The sequence below is a fragment of the Planctobacterium marinum genome, assembly GCF_020687805.1.
In the GTDB taxonomy this organism is placed as follows: Bacteria; Pseudomonadota; Gammaproteobacteria; order Enterobacterales; family Alteromonadaceae; genus Planctobacterium; species Planctobacterium marinum.
The window spans coordinates 566,123-582,220 of the sequence record NZ_JAJEWQ010000003.1 but is presented as its reverse complement, the minus strand read 5'-3'; the positions used below and the strand labels follow the sequence as shown (position 1 = coordinate 582,220).

13 protein-coding genes are annotated in these 16,098 nt (G+C 40.2%); 5 read left to right on the top strand and 8 right to left on the bottom strand.

All coding sequences use genetic code 11. From position 1 onward, the window contains the following. Positions 1-34 precede the first annotated feature (34 nt). From LJ740_RS12240 to LJ740_RS12225, 4 genes are all read left to right on the top strand, one after another. Positions 35-1,198 carry an acyltransferase family protein gene (locus LJ740_RS12240; RefSeq protein ID WP_229529373.1) on the top strand — a complete coding sequence of 388 codons (1,164 nt, stop codon included), beginning with the start codon at positions 35-37 and terminating at the stop codon, positions 1,196-1,198. Positions 1,199-1,739: 541 nt separating this feature from the next. Next, the gene (locus tag LJ740_RS12235; RefSeq protein WP_229529372.1) at positions 1,740-2,708 is read left to right on the top strand and encodes a Gfo/Idh/MocA family protein; all 969 of its coding nucleotides are present in this window, start codon (positions 1,740-1,742) and stop codon (positions 2,706-2,708) included. A 5-nt stretch (positions 2,709-2,713) separates the two neighbouring features. Further along, a complete protein-coding gene (locus LJ740_RS12230; protein WP_229529648.1) occupies positions 2,714-3,415 on the top strand; it encodes an acylneuraminate cytidylyltransferase family protein in 702 nt (233 codons plus the stop codon). Then, entirely contained in the window at positions 3,402-4,148 is a 747-nt protein-coding gene (locus LJ740_RS12225; RefSeq protein WP_229529371.1) for an oxidoreductase, read from the top strand. Before LJ740_RS12230 ends, LJ740_RS12225 begins: the two co-directional genes overlap by 14 nt. 508 nt (positions 4,149-4,656) lie before the next feature. Here LJ740_RS12225 and LJ740_RS12220 read toward each other — a convergent pair. The 8 genes from LJ740_RS12220 to rffA form a co-directional block, all read right to left on the bottom strand. Continuing rightward, positions 4,657-6,120: an aminotransferase class I/II-fold pyridoxal phosphate-dependent enzyme gene (locus tag LJ740_RS12220; RefSeq protein WP_324255610.1), complete on the bottom strand. Its 1,464-nt coding sequence runs from the start codon at positions 6,118-6,120 to the stop codon at positions 4,657-4,659. Positions 6,121-6,133: 13 nt separating this feature from the next. Beyond that, a complete protein-coding gene (locus LJ740_RS12215) occupies positions 6,134-6,781 on the bottom strand; it encodes an acetyltransferase (RefSeq protein ID WP_229529370.1) in 648 nt (215 codons plus the stop codon). Beyond that, positions 6,747-7,877 carry a UDP-N-acetylglucosamine 2-epimerase gene (gene neuC, locus LJ740_RS12210; protein ID WP_229529369.1) on the bottom strand — a complete coding sequence of 377 codons (1,131 nt, stop codon included), beginning with the start codon at positions 7,875-7,877 and terminating at the stop codon, positions 6,747-6,749. The genes LJ740_RS12215 and neuC overlap by 35 nt, the downstream gene beginning before the upstream one ends. Beyond that, complete coding sequence (gene neuB, locus LJ740_RS12205; RefSeq protein ID WP_229529368.1) at positions 7,870-8,910, bottom strand: N-acetylneuraminate synthase; 1,041 nt, start codon at positions 8,908-8,910, stop codon at positions 7,870-7,872. Before neuB ends, neuC begins: the two co-directional genes overlap by 8 nt. Before the next feature lie 662 nt (positions 8,911-9,572). After that, the gene (locus LJ740_RS12200; RefSeq protein ID WP_229529367.1) at positions 9,573-10,790 is read right to left on the bottom strand and encodes an N-acetyl sugar amidotransferase; all 1,218 of its coding nucleotides are present in this window, start codon (positions 10,788-10,790) and stop codon (positions 9,573-9,575) included. 17 nt (positions 10,791-10,807) lie between these two features. Further along, positions 10,808-11,410 carry an imidazole glycerol phosphate synthase subunit HisH gene (gene hisH / locus LJ740_RS12195; protein WP_229529366.1) on the bottom strand — a complete coding sequence of 201 codons (603 nt, stop codon included), beginning with the start codon at positions 11,408-11,410 and terminating at the stop codon, positions 10,808-10,810. A gap of 2 nt (positions 11,411-11,412) precedes the next feature. Next, positions 11,413-12,165: an imidazole glycerol phosphate synthase subunit HisF gene (gene hisF / locus LJ740_RS12190; protein ID WP_229529365.1), complete on the bottom strand. Its 753-nt coding sequence runs from the start codon at positions 12,163-12,165 to the stop codon at positions 11,413-11,415. 462 nt (positions 12,166-12,627) lie between these two features. After that, positions 12,628-13,761: a dTDP-4-amino-4,6-dideoxygalactose transaminase gene (gene rffA / locus LJ740_RS12185; RefSeq protein ID WP_229529364.1), complete on the bottom strand. Its 1,134-nt coding sequence runs from the start codon at positions 13,759-13,761 to the stop codon at positions 12,628-12,630. A 201-nt stretch (positions 13,762-13,962) separates the two neighbouring features. Between rffA and LJ740_RS12180 the strand changes: the two genes are divergently transcribed. Then, the gene (locus LJ740_RS12180; RefSeq protein WP_229529363.1) at positions 13,963-16,059 is read left to right on the top strand and encodes a hypothetical protein; all 2,097 of its coding nucleotides are present in this window, start codon (positions 13,963-13,965) and stop codon (positions 16,057-16,059) included. Positions 16,060-16,098 lie beyond the last annotated feature (39 nt).

The window sequence follows — 16,098 nt, the reverse complement described above, 5'->3', positions numbered from 1 at the left end:
TGTCGAGTCAATGTATCAAAAGTAAAAGGTAAACATGAGACAGTTAAGGTTTTTGGAAGTTGATGGTCTGCGCGGGATAGCTGCACTGTTAGTTGCCGTGTTTCACTTCGACGCCATAAACTTTTTCAGTGATATAAAATTCATTGAAAATTCGTGGCTATTCGTAGATTTTTTTTTCGTGTTGAGTGGATTTATTATCGCTTTTAATTACGAGAAACGAATCTCCGATTTAAATCAATTAAGAGACTTTATTCTGCTTCGTTTGGGGAGGCTATTTCCCCTCCACATTGTAATGGTAATTCTGTTTTTAATGGTTGAGCTTTTGCTGCTTGTTCTATCAACGATGAGCGCGAGTTTTAATTACTCAGCGTTTCAAGGGACCAGGTATGTTTTGGGACTGGTGCTCGAATTTACTTTGCTACATGCCTTGCCTTTTTTCCCAGATACAAGCTGGAATGCGCCTAGTTGGAGTATAAGTGTTGAATTTGCTGCGTACATAGCTTTTGGTTTAGTTGTTTTACTGAGTGTTACAAAGTTTAGGCGGGTTGTTTATGGTATGATTATTCTCTGGTTTGGCTATCAATTATATGTCTCACCATTAAGCATGGAGTCCTCTCACGAACTTGCTATTTATCGCTGTATTTTCGGTTTTTTTGTGGGGGTCCTGCTATATAAGGTTTATCTTCATGTATCATTTAGTAGTCTGAATAGTAGAGCTTTATTCACTTTTTTCGAATGCGTCGCTCTGGGAGTGTGTATTGCATATGTATCTGCCGCAGAGTCATTCAGCAGCGCTAAAATGGCCTCATTGGTGTTCTTTGTGGTTATTTTTCCCTTTTTGTATGGTAAGGGAGGGATTAGCGTTGTCCTCCGTACCAGGCCATTTCAGATGTTTGGAAATTTGTCCTATGCCGTATACATGTCGCATACATTTGTCTTTAGTGCTGTCAATATGAGTTTGCAGTTCGTGTTTCAGGATTTTGTGGCAAGAGTCGGAGGGGATTACTATCTACTTCCAGATGCAAGTCAAATCGTCTCTTTGGCAACAGGCACTTTACTTTTAATGTTGGTGATTGCAATTGTCATTGTGTTCTCTCATTTTCTAAATATTTTTATCGAAGTACCTTATCGAAATAAGATGAAAAATTGGGTCAAGAATCGAACGGTAACAAAGGCTGCGCAACACGAAACCGCATAACCCGTTTACAGAGGCGCAGAAAGAGCCAACAGATACTGAAGGGAGGGTGCTTTCAAGAAACCGAAATATTAGTGTCCAAGTAAGGTTTCTGCGTATTAAAGGAACTACAACTTTGTGGTGCCAGGATAAGCTCAAGGTAGCTGACAAATTCAAAAATTGATTCGATAAAATGGAAGTTTCAGAAAATCAGGGATGCTTACAATTTACGACTATTTTAGTGAAAAAGTGAAAGGTGATGTTTTGTCGTTTTGCCTGGCTGATTATTTATGAGAGTGGCCGTTTCTGGCATTACTGAAGGTTGGAAGGTTCTCATTCGTCGCGTGAGCACGCAAAAAATTGTATGGGAATCGGTGATTGAAACAATAATTTAGGATAATACACACCATAAAGTGGGCTATCTCAAAAGTGGTTAAGTGGGTACGTTACATGCAAAATATAGTGGCACCTAATGAGTTCGTTGAACTATGGTCTGGAATGAGGGTTTGTTCCAATACTTTGGTTCTTTCATATAGTATACAAATTAGTTTTCCACAGGATTAATATGCAAGCAGCAGTCTTAGGTTTAGGAAACATTAGTACAAGGCACAGAAGAAATATCAAGTATTTGTGGCCTCAATGCAAAGTATATGCTGCCCCAACTCAAAGTAGAGCGTTAGACAGTCCACCGAGTAATTGTGATCGTTATTTTTGTTCATCGAAGGAATTGCCTGTTGGTGAATTGGATTTTGTAGTTATTGCTACGCCTGCTACTCGGCACTTAGAGCTTGCTATCCCCTTCATTGAAGCAGGAGTTCCTGTCTTAATAGAAAAACCACTTACCTCCAGCGTGAGTGAATTAAAAAAATTTGAAAGCTACATAAAGGCTACAGGTTCTGACGTTTATGTGGCGTATTGTTTGAGATTCCTATCACTATTTAAAGAGGCTAAAGAAATTATTGAGCAAGGTAAACTTGGTGATATCCTTTATGTGAGTTGTTGCGTGGGACAATTTTTACCTGACTGGCGGCCAGGCTCCGATTATCGAAACTCAGTTTCTGCTCAAGCTAGCTTGGGGGGGGGAGTTCTGCTGGAGTTGAGTCATGAAGTTGACTATTTGCAAGAACTTTTTGGCGCTCTTAGGGTGCAGTGGGCCGACATTCATAATACCGGTTCATTAGACATTGATGCTGAAGATTGTGCAAATGTTGTGTTTTCATCGGAGCTGGCACCTCACATAAGCTTGCATCTGGATTTTTTGCAGAAAACTCCGAGTAGACTTTTAACAGTCGTCGGGACTGAGGCTAGTATGTGCTGGGATTTAATGCAAAAACACTTGACGGTGAATAGGCGAAATAAGTTGCCTGAAGTAATAGATGAAAAATATGATGATGGCAATCAAATGTATAAAGATATGCTATCTAGCTTCGTTGATAAAAGCCATCCAGCGAGGACAAGGCTTGCTGATTTTAATTCAGCCAGCAGCACTATTAAAACTATCGAACAAATTAAACAGTTTTGGGGGGCAAATTGAAACACGTGCATGCTTTTATTTTTGCAAGGGGGGGGAGTAAAGGACTACCTGGTAAGAACATAAAAAGTCTTGGAGGCATATCATTGTTAGCGCGAGCAATTCGTGTTGCTCGGCAGGTCCCTGGTATAAGCGAAGTTTTCGTATCTACAGATGATAAAAGTATAGCTATAGAAGGAGAGCGTGAAGGTGCAATTATCATTCACCGTCCAGCAGAGTTGGCTTGTGATGATAGCCCCGAGTGGTTTGCATGGCAGCATGCCGTAAATTATGTTCAAGAGGTTTACGGTTCATTTGATAGGTTCGTTAGTTTGCCTACGACGAGCCCGTTGCGAATTTCAACCGATATTCTCTTAGCCTTAGAAAAGTTTGAACAGTCAGAGGATAGTGATTTATGTCTGGCTATCACACCGTCTAGCCGTTCTCCATATTTTAATATGGGAAAACTAAATCAGGTTGGGCATTTTGAGCGCTTTATCTCCCATGATTCATCAGTAGAAAGACGTCAGGATGCACCTAAATCTTATGATATTACAACGGTTGTGTATGTGACTACGCCTGAATACATATTGAATAACGAAAGTTTGTTTGATGGTAATATATGTACAATTGAGGTGCCAAAAGAGCGGGCTGTAGATATTGATGACTGGATGGATTTCAAGTTTGCTGAAGTTTTAGTGAAAGAAGGGAAAAGAGATGAGCAACAATGAGAGTGCAACGGTAGTTATAGGTTGTCTGGGATTGCTAGGTAAAGCGATTTGTGATGATTTATTAAGTAAAGGACACAAGGTAATTGGGTGTGACATTCATTCAAATTACAAGGTTACTCAAAGTTTACTTAACCCGAATTTTGAGTATCTAAAGCTTGACATCAACGATGACTCTTCGCTAGAACACTTGTTGAAAAGCGATACTTATATCTCCGGGATAGTCAACTCTGCATATCCCCGAAATAGCGAATATGGGAAATCAGTTTTAGATGTTTCACTCGAGAGCTTTAATGAGAATACTGCATTAAACCTGGGAGGGGCATTTAATGTATTGAAACATGCTGCCAATTATTTTATGAAGCATAGCAAGCCCATCTCAGTGATAAATATATCCTCAATTTATGGTGTAACCGCTCCTAAGTTTGATATTTATGAAGGTACTCCAATGACTATGCCGGTAGAGTATGCAGCAATTAAATCTGCACTGATACACCTTGGTAAGTATTTTGTTAATTATGTAAATGATAGTCGATTTAGGGTTAACAGTGTAAGCCCCGGAGGGCTGTGTGATCGTCAACCACAGTCTTTTTCTGATGCGTATCGTAAAAATACATTGGGAAAGGGAATGCTTGATGCAAAGGATATTTGTGGGACGGTGCTTTTTCTATTAGGCGAACAATCGAAATTTATCAACGGTCAAAATATTATTGTAGACGATGGATTTACTCTTTGATTGGAACTGGGAGTGAGGGGAAGTATTAATCTTTCAATCACTTTTTCCAAAACTGCTGTTAACAATTTCCTTAGTTCCCCGGAGGCGATATCCGAGCTTTTGTCTGCTTGAAAACTGGTGTTTTTGGTTTTATCAGCCTAAACGATTAATTCAATTTAAGGGAAGTGGAGAACAAGATGCGTAGACGCTTACATTCGATTAGCTAAACCTGTTGCTTGCTGAGCTGACAAAGCGTAGAAATGAAGCCGAAATATCTGTCCGGCTACCATGGAATGTTAAAACCCTATTGATAGGGTGGACGGATGTTTACGTAATATATGTGCAATCGGTTTGTTTGTTGAATAGATGAAAGAAGGCTAGGCTGAAAAACGCTTTAGATGCAGAAGATAACGTCATGACATCAACCGGGAGCATTTCATTCCGCTATTCAATAGGAGGCGCCCAATCTCCAGAGTTATTCATCTCCGTCCTGAGCGCCGATTTTACGCTAAATATCCTAATAGAGCGTTTATTCAAAGAAGCGTTTTATTTCTTGAATAACTCGGTCCTGAGCAGTGTCCGTCAGGTTGGAACCTGATGGTAGGCACAAGCCATTTTCAAAAAGATAATCACTGACGCTGTGCTCCGTTGCAGTAAAGTATATTACGTCTTTAAAAAGTGGCTGTGTATGCATAGGCTTCCAAACGTGACGAGCTTCAATATTCTGCTTGGCTAAGTGCTGCAGTAATTCTGTCACCTTTTTCTCTGTCTTGTTCGGGTTTAATGTTGCTGCTGTTAGCCATCGATTTGAATAATAGCCCTCCAATTCGGGCATGAACTCTAGTTCAGTTATAGAGCTAAGACCCTCAACGTACCTGTTGTAAATCTCTCTTCGCCTTTTAACTCTTTCCTCAAGAACATTCAACTGGCCTCTACCTATGCCCGCTAAAATATTGCTCATTCTATAATTGAAGCCGACTTCACTGTGAAGATAGTAGGGCGCATTATTTCGAGCTTGAGTTGCTCTGTGCAGTGATTGTTCGATCATTTCCTTTGAGTCGGAAATCAACATACCACCCCCTGATGTGGTAATGATTTTATTCCCGTTAAATGAGAACACACCTAATTTACCAAAAGTGCCACTGTGTTTGCCTTTATATTTGGCTCCAAGTGATTCTGCTGCATCTTCAATAATCGGAACATTAAATTGCTCACTAATCTCTATCAGGCTATCCATATCGGAACTTTGCCCATAGAGATTCACAACAATTATTGCCTTCGGTTTAACACCCATGTCTTGTATATGTTGCATGGCTTTTAAAAGAGCTTTGGGACACATATTCCAAGTGTTTGGCTCCGAATCAACAAAAACTGGGGTGGCTTGTTGATATAGAATTGGGTTACAACTTGCTACAAAGGTTAAGGAAGAACAAAGAACATAATCGCCCTGCTGGACATTTAAATTAAGCAGAGCCAGGTGTATAGCAGCCGTTCCGGATGATACTGCGACAGCGTGTTTCGCACCTGTAATTTCACAAACTTGCTTTTCAAATTCATTTACATTTGGCCCCAGAGGCGCAATCCAGTTGGTGTTAAATGCTTCTTCTATGAACCTTAATTCATCCTTGCCCATATGGGGGCTGGAAAGTAAGATAGGGTCAAGATCACGCCTATGCTTTATTTCAGCGACGCTTTTATCTTTATTTACGTAAACAAGGTGGTCAATCTCTTGTTCATCAAGTAGCATTTTGGCAGTATGTGCTTCAGTGCCTATTTCCACGGTGATAGTTTGTCGTTTCATTACTATGCCAGATAACTTCGTATCCAAGGCATAACCTTCCAATATTAGCCTTCGAATATCACCATCTGTCAAAAGCTGTATCAGCGTACCATCGCTTTCAACAACTGCCACAGCCCCTTTGCTGTTACGATTAATGACTTCTAATGCGTCTTTTATATACAAACCTATATAAACTGTGTAGTTTGACATCATTTAATATGCACTCCTAAAGTTGCACGTTTCGAGCAGGCACACCTATTTGGGTACTTCCTTTTTGATTAATATCTCTGATTGCTATTGCACCGGCACCGAGTACGACTTCGTCAGTAACCGAAACCCCCGGTAGCACAATAGAACCTGCGCCTGCAAATACTTTTTTCCCTACCTTTGCCCCACCTAAAACAGTAGCGCCAGGAGCAATATGGCTATACTCGGCCACCCTACTATCGTGTTCTATTATTGCGTTATGGTTAATTATGGTGCCGCGCTCAATTTTGGCTTCTGCACTTACAATTGCTCCTGCTGCAATGTAAACTCCATCGCCAATTGAAGCTGAGGGAGCCAGAATACTATTATTATCTGCAATGGAAATTAACTTGCCTCCAGCACTTAAATATCTGTTGGTCAAATTTTCTCTGGCATGATTATTACCAATGCAGACATGAAAATAGAAGGGTTCCTCAAATGACCGTGTGCTTGCAATGATCTTATGCCCTAAGATGTACTGGCCTTCTTTTTCTGGATTATCATCGCAGATTTCAATATTGCTATATTGATTAGCGCTTTTCAGGCTTTCAATAACGACTTTAGCGTGGCCACCCGCGCCAACCAATAACAATTTAGTATTGGTTTGTTTTTTTAATGATTGATGCATTGATTGGAATTGTCTTCATGATTGATAATATGCGTTCCCCGGCATTACCATCACCGTAGAGATTGCTTACTTTTTTCCTTTCGGTTTGCATTGCAGTATGGATAGCATCTGTGATTTTTGCTGCATTTACTGAAACATCTATGGTGTTAGCGTTTCTCACGCGACCATTTTGTCGATCTCCAATATTCACTGTGGGAATACCAAAGCTTGCTGATTCAATTATGCCAGAACTAGAGTTACCAATAAGTACATCTGCATGAGCTAATAGCCCTAAATAATGTGGTCTTTCTATATGAGAAAACAAGCGACAGTCTTTATGGTTGGTGACGAAGTTCGAAATAGCATTGCGAATCAGATGACTTCCTGCATCCGAATTAGGTTGAAGGATGATTGGAAAGAGTAGCTCTGGAATAGCGTTTAGTAATATTTCCATTTGCTCACCTGCTACCGTGTCTTCCTGAACATTGGGGTGAAACAACACCAAAGCAATTTGTTTATTTGTGTCAATTTCTAGTTCGCTATGCAATTTTTGTTTAGAAATAATATCTTGAGCCAGAATGTCGTCCAGCCCGGGTGCTCCGGTGACGTATATATTATCATGGTTTTCACCCATACGTATCAGCCTGGCTTGTGAGTCCTTTGTGGAGACAAAATGAAAATGTGAAAGCTTCGAAATTGAGTGTCGAATAGCATCATCAACTGTGCCGGATTGTTCTCCGCCGTGAATGTGAATTACGGGGATTGACAAGTAAAGCGCTGCAATTGCTGCTGCCAACATTTCTCCCCTGTCCCCTAAAATTAATATTAAATGGGGATTTAGCTCTGAAAATAAGTGGGTTAGTCCCTTTACCTGATCCGCCACCGCTAGTGACATCGACTCACGACTTCCATCCTCCATGAAAGATTCGACTTTATGGACATCAAAGCCTTCTTTCTGCACTTCATCAAATGTAAAACCGCAAGTTGGGTTTAAGTGCATACCAGTTGCTGCAATTTGTAGTTCAAATTCCTTATCATCGTCTAGTTTTCTTAATGTCGAACGCATTAATCCGAAATCGGCACGTGTACCTGTTACGTAACATACTCGTCTAGTCATTAAGATCTTCCCATTTGAGTATTGAAGCAGAGCTAATGTCTCGTCGCAGTACTTTTCCTGCAACTAATTCCTGCTCACTTGGCTTTATTCCGGTAGCTGGTCGCAACAAAACCAGGTCATCGCTTGATAGCGTGTCTCCCTTGCAAAGGTTTTTGTTTACAGCCACACTTCTCCTAACCAGTTCTCTCACTGGCAGCTCGGATTCAGTCGGGCGCTTTTCACTGCTGCCCAAGGCTTTTGAAATAACTCTGATTTGTTCAACTAAAATTGAAAGTTCAGCAGGTTCGAGAGATGCAGCCTGGTCAGGACCTGGTAAACTTCTGTCTTTGGTAAAATGCTTTTCAATTACGGTCGCTCCCATTGCTACTGCACCTGTAGATACAGCAACTCCAAGAGTATGATCAGAGTAGCCGACTGGTATATTTAATTCCTTTGCAATAGTAGCCATCGCTCTGAGGTTTACGTCGCAGGGCTTTGCGGGATAATTGGAGGTGCAGTGCAACACTGTCAATATTTCTGATAACGGTTGCTGCCAACCCATTTTGACACGAGTGTCGGATATCGCTTTTACTGCATCTGCAATTTCTGATAAGTTTGACATGCCTGTCGACAGAATTATGGGGACATCCTTCCGGGCGATTTCCCTGATGAGAGGGATATTAGTGATTTCGCCAGAAGGAATTTTAATTCGCTGCATACCGTGTTGAAGTAAAAAGTTTAGTGAATCAATGTCGAAAGCGGTTGACATAAATTCAATGTTTTTTTGTTGGCATCTGGCAATGATGGCGTGATGCATCTCTTCAGACATTTCCAGCTGACTTAACATTGAAGCCTGATCAACCTGGCCTGTATTTTTATTTTGATACTCAGCCGTTGCTGCTTCATGGCTTACTAATTGCGCAGCTTTAAAGGTTTGAAATTTAACAGCATCCGCACCTGATTGTGCGGCAATATCAACAAGCTCTAATGCTAAATCCAAGTCACCGTTATGGTTGACGCCTGCTTCAGCGATAATAAAACAATAATCTTTCACTGGTTACTCTCTGTAAGTTTATCTTGGGAAATGGTGTTAAATACTAAAAGTCTTTGTGCACAAAGAAAACCATAAGCATCCTCAATATTCTAAACTTTCTGCTTGCATCCGATACCTTACTCATACTTCAGCTAAGTTCGTCTAGCCTTTGCAACACATTTACACCTGATTTTCCGGTAATGTCCATTGCGATGGGGCAATCTGAAGTTGCAATAATCTTATCAGTATATCGATTTGCTGTAGTTGCATCGTTCGAGCAACTTATCTGCGGTTAACCTCCAGGCATTTGTGCGTTTATTTCGGGAAGCCCTATATTTTCTTTTTAGATAGGAAAGATTGCTACAGATGTGTGATTTGGAGACATTTAGTTACTGATTCTTGTTCTGTATTGGTGTATTTCCTCTTGGGCATGAGCATTTATTAACGATATACCACATTGAAATAGCCTGCTTCTTTGAGAAGTTTAGCGAAAAATGTCAGATGTCATGTAACTTTATTACTTTCTGACATCTAATTTCACTGTCATTATCTAGTTAGCACTCCAGAAGATAACGCTATGAAACCAGTCCAAGCCCTATTAAGGGACAGCCGAATACGGGAACTGATTTCATTAGTCCCCACTCAATCAATAGAACTGGTTGAGTGTCAGTCCCGTTTCCGTTTTATCTAACTTCTTTCCATATCGGTTGTGTTAATTCCCACTTTCCATTAACTTTTTTCCACAAGTGAGGACTTCTGAATTTCTCAATCACATCGTGATACTTCTGTAAAGATATACCCATGTAATCACAACAATCATGAATGTATTGCTCAGGGAATTCTCCATCAAACCTTTTGATTAAAGATATACCTTCGTCTCTTGTTATATCCCCGTTTCGTATTTCTTGAGCTGAGTCGTAAGTTGCCCGTCCTATTCCAAACTTAATTGTAGTCGTGTGATAGTGCAACCAGTCAATTTTATCATCCAGAGAACTGTACTTACTAAAACTACCTTCTGTACGATGGTAATTGGGCAGAAAGTCGCTATTCTCAATTGAATAATAATAAGTTTCCTGAGGATGCCATTTTACATAATATCCGAGGTAGTGAACTTCCGTGCCAGTGGCCTCTATTGCCTCTGGCCTTACTGGGAAATAAGCTTCAAGATCCGACAGCTTGAATCCAAAATCATTGATCAGATCGACAGCCGGTACTCCGCCCAATACTAAGTCAGAAATTGCATCTTCAGATGTAAAATACTTGGAATCTCGCGTAGGTTTTTCGTTGTCTTCGATAGCATTTCCGTATTCTGCTTCATTTTCTCCAAATATTACCAACGGGATATCAAGAAGAACGGATAATCTCGGGGCAAGGTTTTTCTGACCCAGAATGAAAGGTTGGAAAGGGTGCCCTAAGTTTTCAAATGCTGATTTTGTTAGGAACCTATGGAGTTTCCGATTTTGATTGTATGTATAGTTGGCAAACCCTGCATTGAGCCAAGACTCAAAGTTCTGTCGACCAATTCGCGTGTAAAGCGCTGGTGGCCAGGTAATCAGAATCGGGTTCATGTTATATTTGTACTTCAACATATGTGCAGCTTGAACACTATCTTTTCCGCCACTACCGGGAACAACAACGTCGTATCTGCCATCGTTTCGCCTAAATCTGTCACAAAGTTCTTGTAACTCCTTGTGGCGTTCTTCCCAGTTTATTGAGCGCTTTTTCTCTGCGTATCTACAAGCTTCACAAACCCCTTCTTCATCAAATGCTAAGGTTCTCTTTTTTTCGTTTGCTTTTTGTTTGAACTCGACGGTAGACGAGGGGCGCTGGTTGTTCATTGTACAACGCTTGCAAAACTCTACCTTAAGAGGCAGTCCATATTTACCAGTGGTTTCGGTCATTGTCCTGTCCAATTTGTTTAATAGTTAATAAAGTTCTTGAATACTTGCACACCAGCATCTCTACTTTTTTCGGGGTGAAACTGTACTCCGAAAACATCGTTCTGAGCGATCGAGGATACAAATTGGTGCTCCTGGTGAATTGAAAGGCTCATGATATCCGTATAGTTAACCAGCTCAAATGAGTGCATAAAGTAAAACGTTTCGTTTTCTACACCCTTTAAAATCTTTTGGTCACCCACAATTTTAAGTTTATTAAAACCCATGTGAGGGACTTTGCCCTCACAAATCATTGGTTTTACCTCTGCGTCAAATATTCCAAGGCCGGCGGTTTTACCGTGCTCAAACCCGACACGGGCCATTATTTGCATTCCTAAACAGATACCAAGAGTAGGCTTTTGCTTAATTTGTTGCTGAAGTGGAGCCACAAGACCCAAGCTTTCGAGTTGCTCCATCGCATCATGAAATGCACCAACACCGGGAAGAACAATTTTGTCAACACTGTCCAAGGTCTTTGCATCAGTTACGTCTATGCATTCTCCCCCTGCGTATTTTATGCACTGCTTTATGCTAAATGTGTTTCCCGCTTTACCGCTGCTTACAATGCCAATTAGCTCTGACATGTTTAAACCTCTATTCCGTTTTCTCTAAGAAAAGTCTTTATATCTTCGACAGAGTATTCGTCGTAATGTAATAATGATGCTATTGCAACACCGCCCAGGTTAGGTATTGAAGCTACCCTTAGTATATCTTCCAGGCTACCTGCACCACTTGCGGCTATTACCGGAATCTCTACCAGGTTTACTACCTTTTCGATGAGTTCAAGATCGAAACCTCTTCTTCGACCATCGCAGTCTACCGACTGAAGCACTATCTCTCCTGCGCCTCTTTCTTGTGCTTCCACTACCCAGTCAAGCACATTTTTGTTAGAGCGGATGCGCCCACAGTCGGTATAGCATTCCCACGTGCCTGTTGGCAGTTTTTTAGCCTCTACGCTCAGTACTACCGATTGTGCACCAAATGTGTGAGAAGCCTCATCAATGAGTTGTGGATTATTTTGTACTACCTCGGTATTTATCAGAACTTTATCTGCACCAGAATGGAACAAATTAGAAAAGTCAGCTAAAGACTTTACACCGCCTCCAACACCAAGGGGTACCAATATTTTTCCAGCGGTTTCTTCAATGTGAGGAATTAGAATTTCTCTTTGATAAAGGGAGGAAACAATATCTATGTAGATGATTTCATCAGCACCTTGTTCAAAGTATTTTCGGGCAAGGTCTGCCGGCTTTCCTACTTTTCGCAAACCTTCAAAATGGACAGGTTTCACCACGTAAGGTGGTTTCACGTCCAACTTTGCAATGATTCTTAGCGTCATTATATCTTCCGTATTTGAATGTATTTTGAATTGTCAAATGCAGTAAACGAAAAAATGTCGTTAACTACGCATTTTATTCATATATGATTGTTCAAAACTGTGTGCTGTTATGTCAATGTTGACTTTAAGGTGACATAACTTCAATACTGCAAAACCGATTGCTCGCTATAATATAGATCCCTATATCAAAAGCAAGATTGAGCTTTTTCCGCTGTAGATTATTCCTTTCATTGCTTCGATGAAAAGGAAGATTTGAACTTATATAAGCACAATGATCCAATAAACAGGAGTTACATTAAAATCCAAAATTTAACTTAGCCAACATCAATGACGCGAAAGTCTTCAAGTTGTGGAACACTTTCTTATAGTTTATATCCATTTTGAAATGTAGTCTGATTTTACTAAGTATTCTAAACACATATTGATAGATTGTGTTTCTGGCATACATTAATGGTTTATAAGCTAAATAGCGTAATTGGCGTCAAAGAATTTCAGAGTCACTTCAGCTACAAAGGACACCATTTCTTCCGTCATTCCGGGCCAAAGTGGGAGACGAACTATGTTATTGCTCATTTTTTCTGTGTATTTTAACTCTGATGAGGGGAGGAGGTAACCTTTAGCCATATGTGATTGATGCAATGGGGTGTAGTGAAAGCTGCAAGATACATTGTGGCGTTGCATAAACCTTATATAGGCGTCACGTTGTATTGGGCTTTGAAGCAACATATAAAACATATGTGCATTGTGCTGGCACTCAATAGGTATAACTGAAGCATAGGGAGAAAGTAACTCATTGTACTGGCTCCATATTTTTAGTCTTTTGTTGGTAATGTGTTGAGCATTTTCCAACTGAGCTAGTAAGAAGGCAGCGTTTAAATCTGAAGGAATATAAGAGGAGCCAACATCACACCAAGTGTACTTGTCAACTTTGCGCTGTATAAATTGCTTGCGATTGGTACCCTTCTCTCTGATTATTTCTGCTCTTTCTAAAAATTTCTGGTTATTTATTATCAAGGCTCCACCTTCACCGCATTGAATGTTTTTAGTTTCGTGAAAACTAACGGCGGCTAAATCACCTCTTGTACCTACCGGGGAACCTGCAGCAGAGCTCATGATCGCTTGTGCGGCATCTTCGATGACTATCAGATTGAATTCTTGGGCGGTTGCCATAATCGAATCCATGTCACAGCTTACACCTGCGTAGTGAACTGGCACTATTGCTTTGGTTCTGTCGGTTATTGCTGCTTCAATCTTACTTTCATCAATATTTAATGTATCAGGTCGAATATCTACAAAAACCGGTGTGGCCCCTCTCAACACAAACGCATTAGCAGTTGAGACAAAGGTGTAAGAGGGCATAATTACTTCATCTCCTGGCTGAATATTAGCAAGTAGCGCTGCCATTTCTAGTGCTGCAGTGCAAGAATGAGTCAGCAACACATCATTTTTATTAAATAGTTGAGATAGCAATTTCTGGCATTGGTGAGTGAAGTAACCATTCCCCTTCAAGTGTTTTTCTTTGAGAGCTTGTTGTATGTAAGCTATTTCATTCCCGGTTAGATAGGGTTGATTAAACGGAATAGCGCATTTACTCATAGGGATTATTCTCAGATTCCAATCAATAGCAATGATTTTGGAGGTAAAGTAAGTAGAACATTATTGGGTTTGTTTGTGAGCGGATAATTGTGACATCTCTCGGGCGTAATGAACAATTTATTTTTTTACTGCGTTGGGTGTGCGATACTTTATTCTTTGCTTCTGCTATTTATCTGGATCATGCCTAAACGAACGTTTCTAATGACAAATTCTTTTCCTTCACATTTTTTGTTCGTTATTTTGGCTTTTTTGTGTATTGGATTGTTGCTTTACCCCTATTGGTTTTTAGGAGATATGTCAGCTGTAGGCTGGTTGGATGAAATTAGAGGCACTATACCTTGGCATTATTCAGTTAAAAACCTGAATTATGGTGATTTTAATCATCAGTTTGCTGGTGGTGCCGGCGTTGTTTTTGGTTATGGTTATGAACATTTTTCCGTATATCGATGGTTACTTAGTTTTTGTGATATTTATAGTACCAATTTAGTAATAAGACTGTTCTCATTGATGAGTCTTTTTATGGGAATTTATTTGGTCATTTCCAATTGTTTAAAAGCTAACTTGTTCTTGAGCTTTAGTTTGGCACTGTTTTCAGTTGTGGTGCATGAAAGTGCTTATGGCTGGACTATCGGAGGAATGGGATGGGACTTTTCTATTGCGGTATGGCTCACGCTTGCATGTCTCGGGAACTTTAACAAAATGGTTACTAACTACTTGATTGGGTTCACTACGGTGTTGCTCGGATCTACGTTGTCACAACCTGTTTTCGTATTTTATTTAATTGGCTTCACGGTTCTATTTGTTTTATTCCTTATGCCCAACTTTATCACTGTTGTGAAAGCTCGTTATAAGCTCTGGTTTACTTTAATGATCTTCACTATAGCCGTATTTCTCGTAAACTCATCTGCAATATACTATCCGGTGTTGGGTGCTGTTGATTTTTCTACTCGGTTACTGGGTACTTTTGCAAGAACCCACCCAGAAGTAGATTTTATCACAGATTTTTTATTTCACCTTGAGCGGGCAATTCGATCATTACTCTATGTAAGAGATTACGCCCATATTAAAACATTTCTGTTCCCGGTCGCTGTTTTTGCAGTGCTGATTTGTGTTTTAAAGCTGCGTTTTAAACCTCTTATTGTTATCTTCCTATTGATCATTCTATTTCCAATTGTTGTGCAGGCTGCCGCTCGAGCAATAGATGTCCCTGTCGTTGCTTCTTATCAATGGACTATTATTTGGACAATGAATTCAGTCTTTACTGCTTTTGTGATGGCAAGTGCTGCAACGGAAAAGTCGGGGTGGACGTATTTGCGATTTGTTAAACCACTTCAGAAGCATGATGCACTGATACGTGGTGTTGGTTTTTGTACTAACGCAGTTATATTCATCGGTTTGCTTTGGTTTGGCTGGAAAGGTGGGGTATTTCTCACTCAAATCAGTGTGTCATACACACAAAAGTACAACTCTTTTGCGTTTTTAGAGCATTATTCTGTCTTGCGGGAATTACCGCATGAGCACTTTCGAACGGTTACTGATTCTAAAACAATAACCTGGGCGACTCCTATTTATTTTGATATGGATACGTTTGATGGTTTACAGCCAGCGTTTCCCGCGCGCAGGACATATTTTCTGGCTTATGGGGTGGAGAGAAAAAAATTACCATACTATCCAAAAAGCCACTTTTTTAATTTTTATCAAGATAAGGCATCATACGACTTAAATATGCTGGCTTTGGCAAATGTTAGGTTTATGTTAACTGGTGACGAGGCAATTAGAACGATGACTAATATGTCTCTTGTCTTAAGCATACCCTCACTAACCCTTGATGGTGATTTTACAAGCGCTGAACTTTTTACAAATTATATTACAGAAAGTCACGCAGGTTTAAATTTGGTTAAAGGACTCAGGGTGTTTGAGCTACAAACTCCGTGGCATAGAGTGTTCATTCCAAAAGCGATAGCGGAATCAGATCATTCCTATAAAACTGTAGATTTCTATGAGGAACTTCGCGAAGTCCAGTATCACGCGGTGATCATTGCTCAGGAGGATAGGTGGCAGTCATTTAACAATAGTGAAGTACTGCTGTATGGATTTGAATTGACCAATAGTGGAGTAAATATCAGTGTCAACGAAGCTCCCGGCGCCGTTGTTTATAACCAGGTTTACACGCCTTATTGGTCGGCATTTTGCGAGGATAAGAAACTACCAATTACTCCCGTTAACGGTATCATGATGATGGTAAATAAACCGATAGGGTGCAAAACTTTAAAGTTTGTACATCGACTTCAACGATAATCGCTTGGCTTTTAATTATTGAGGACAACATTACTATTT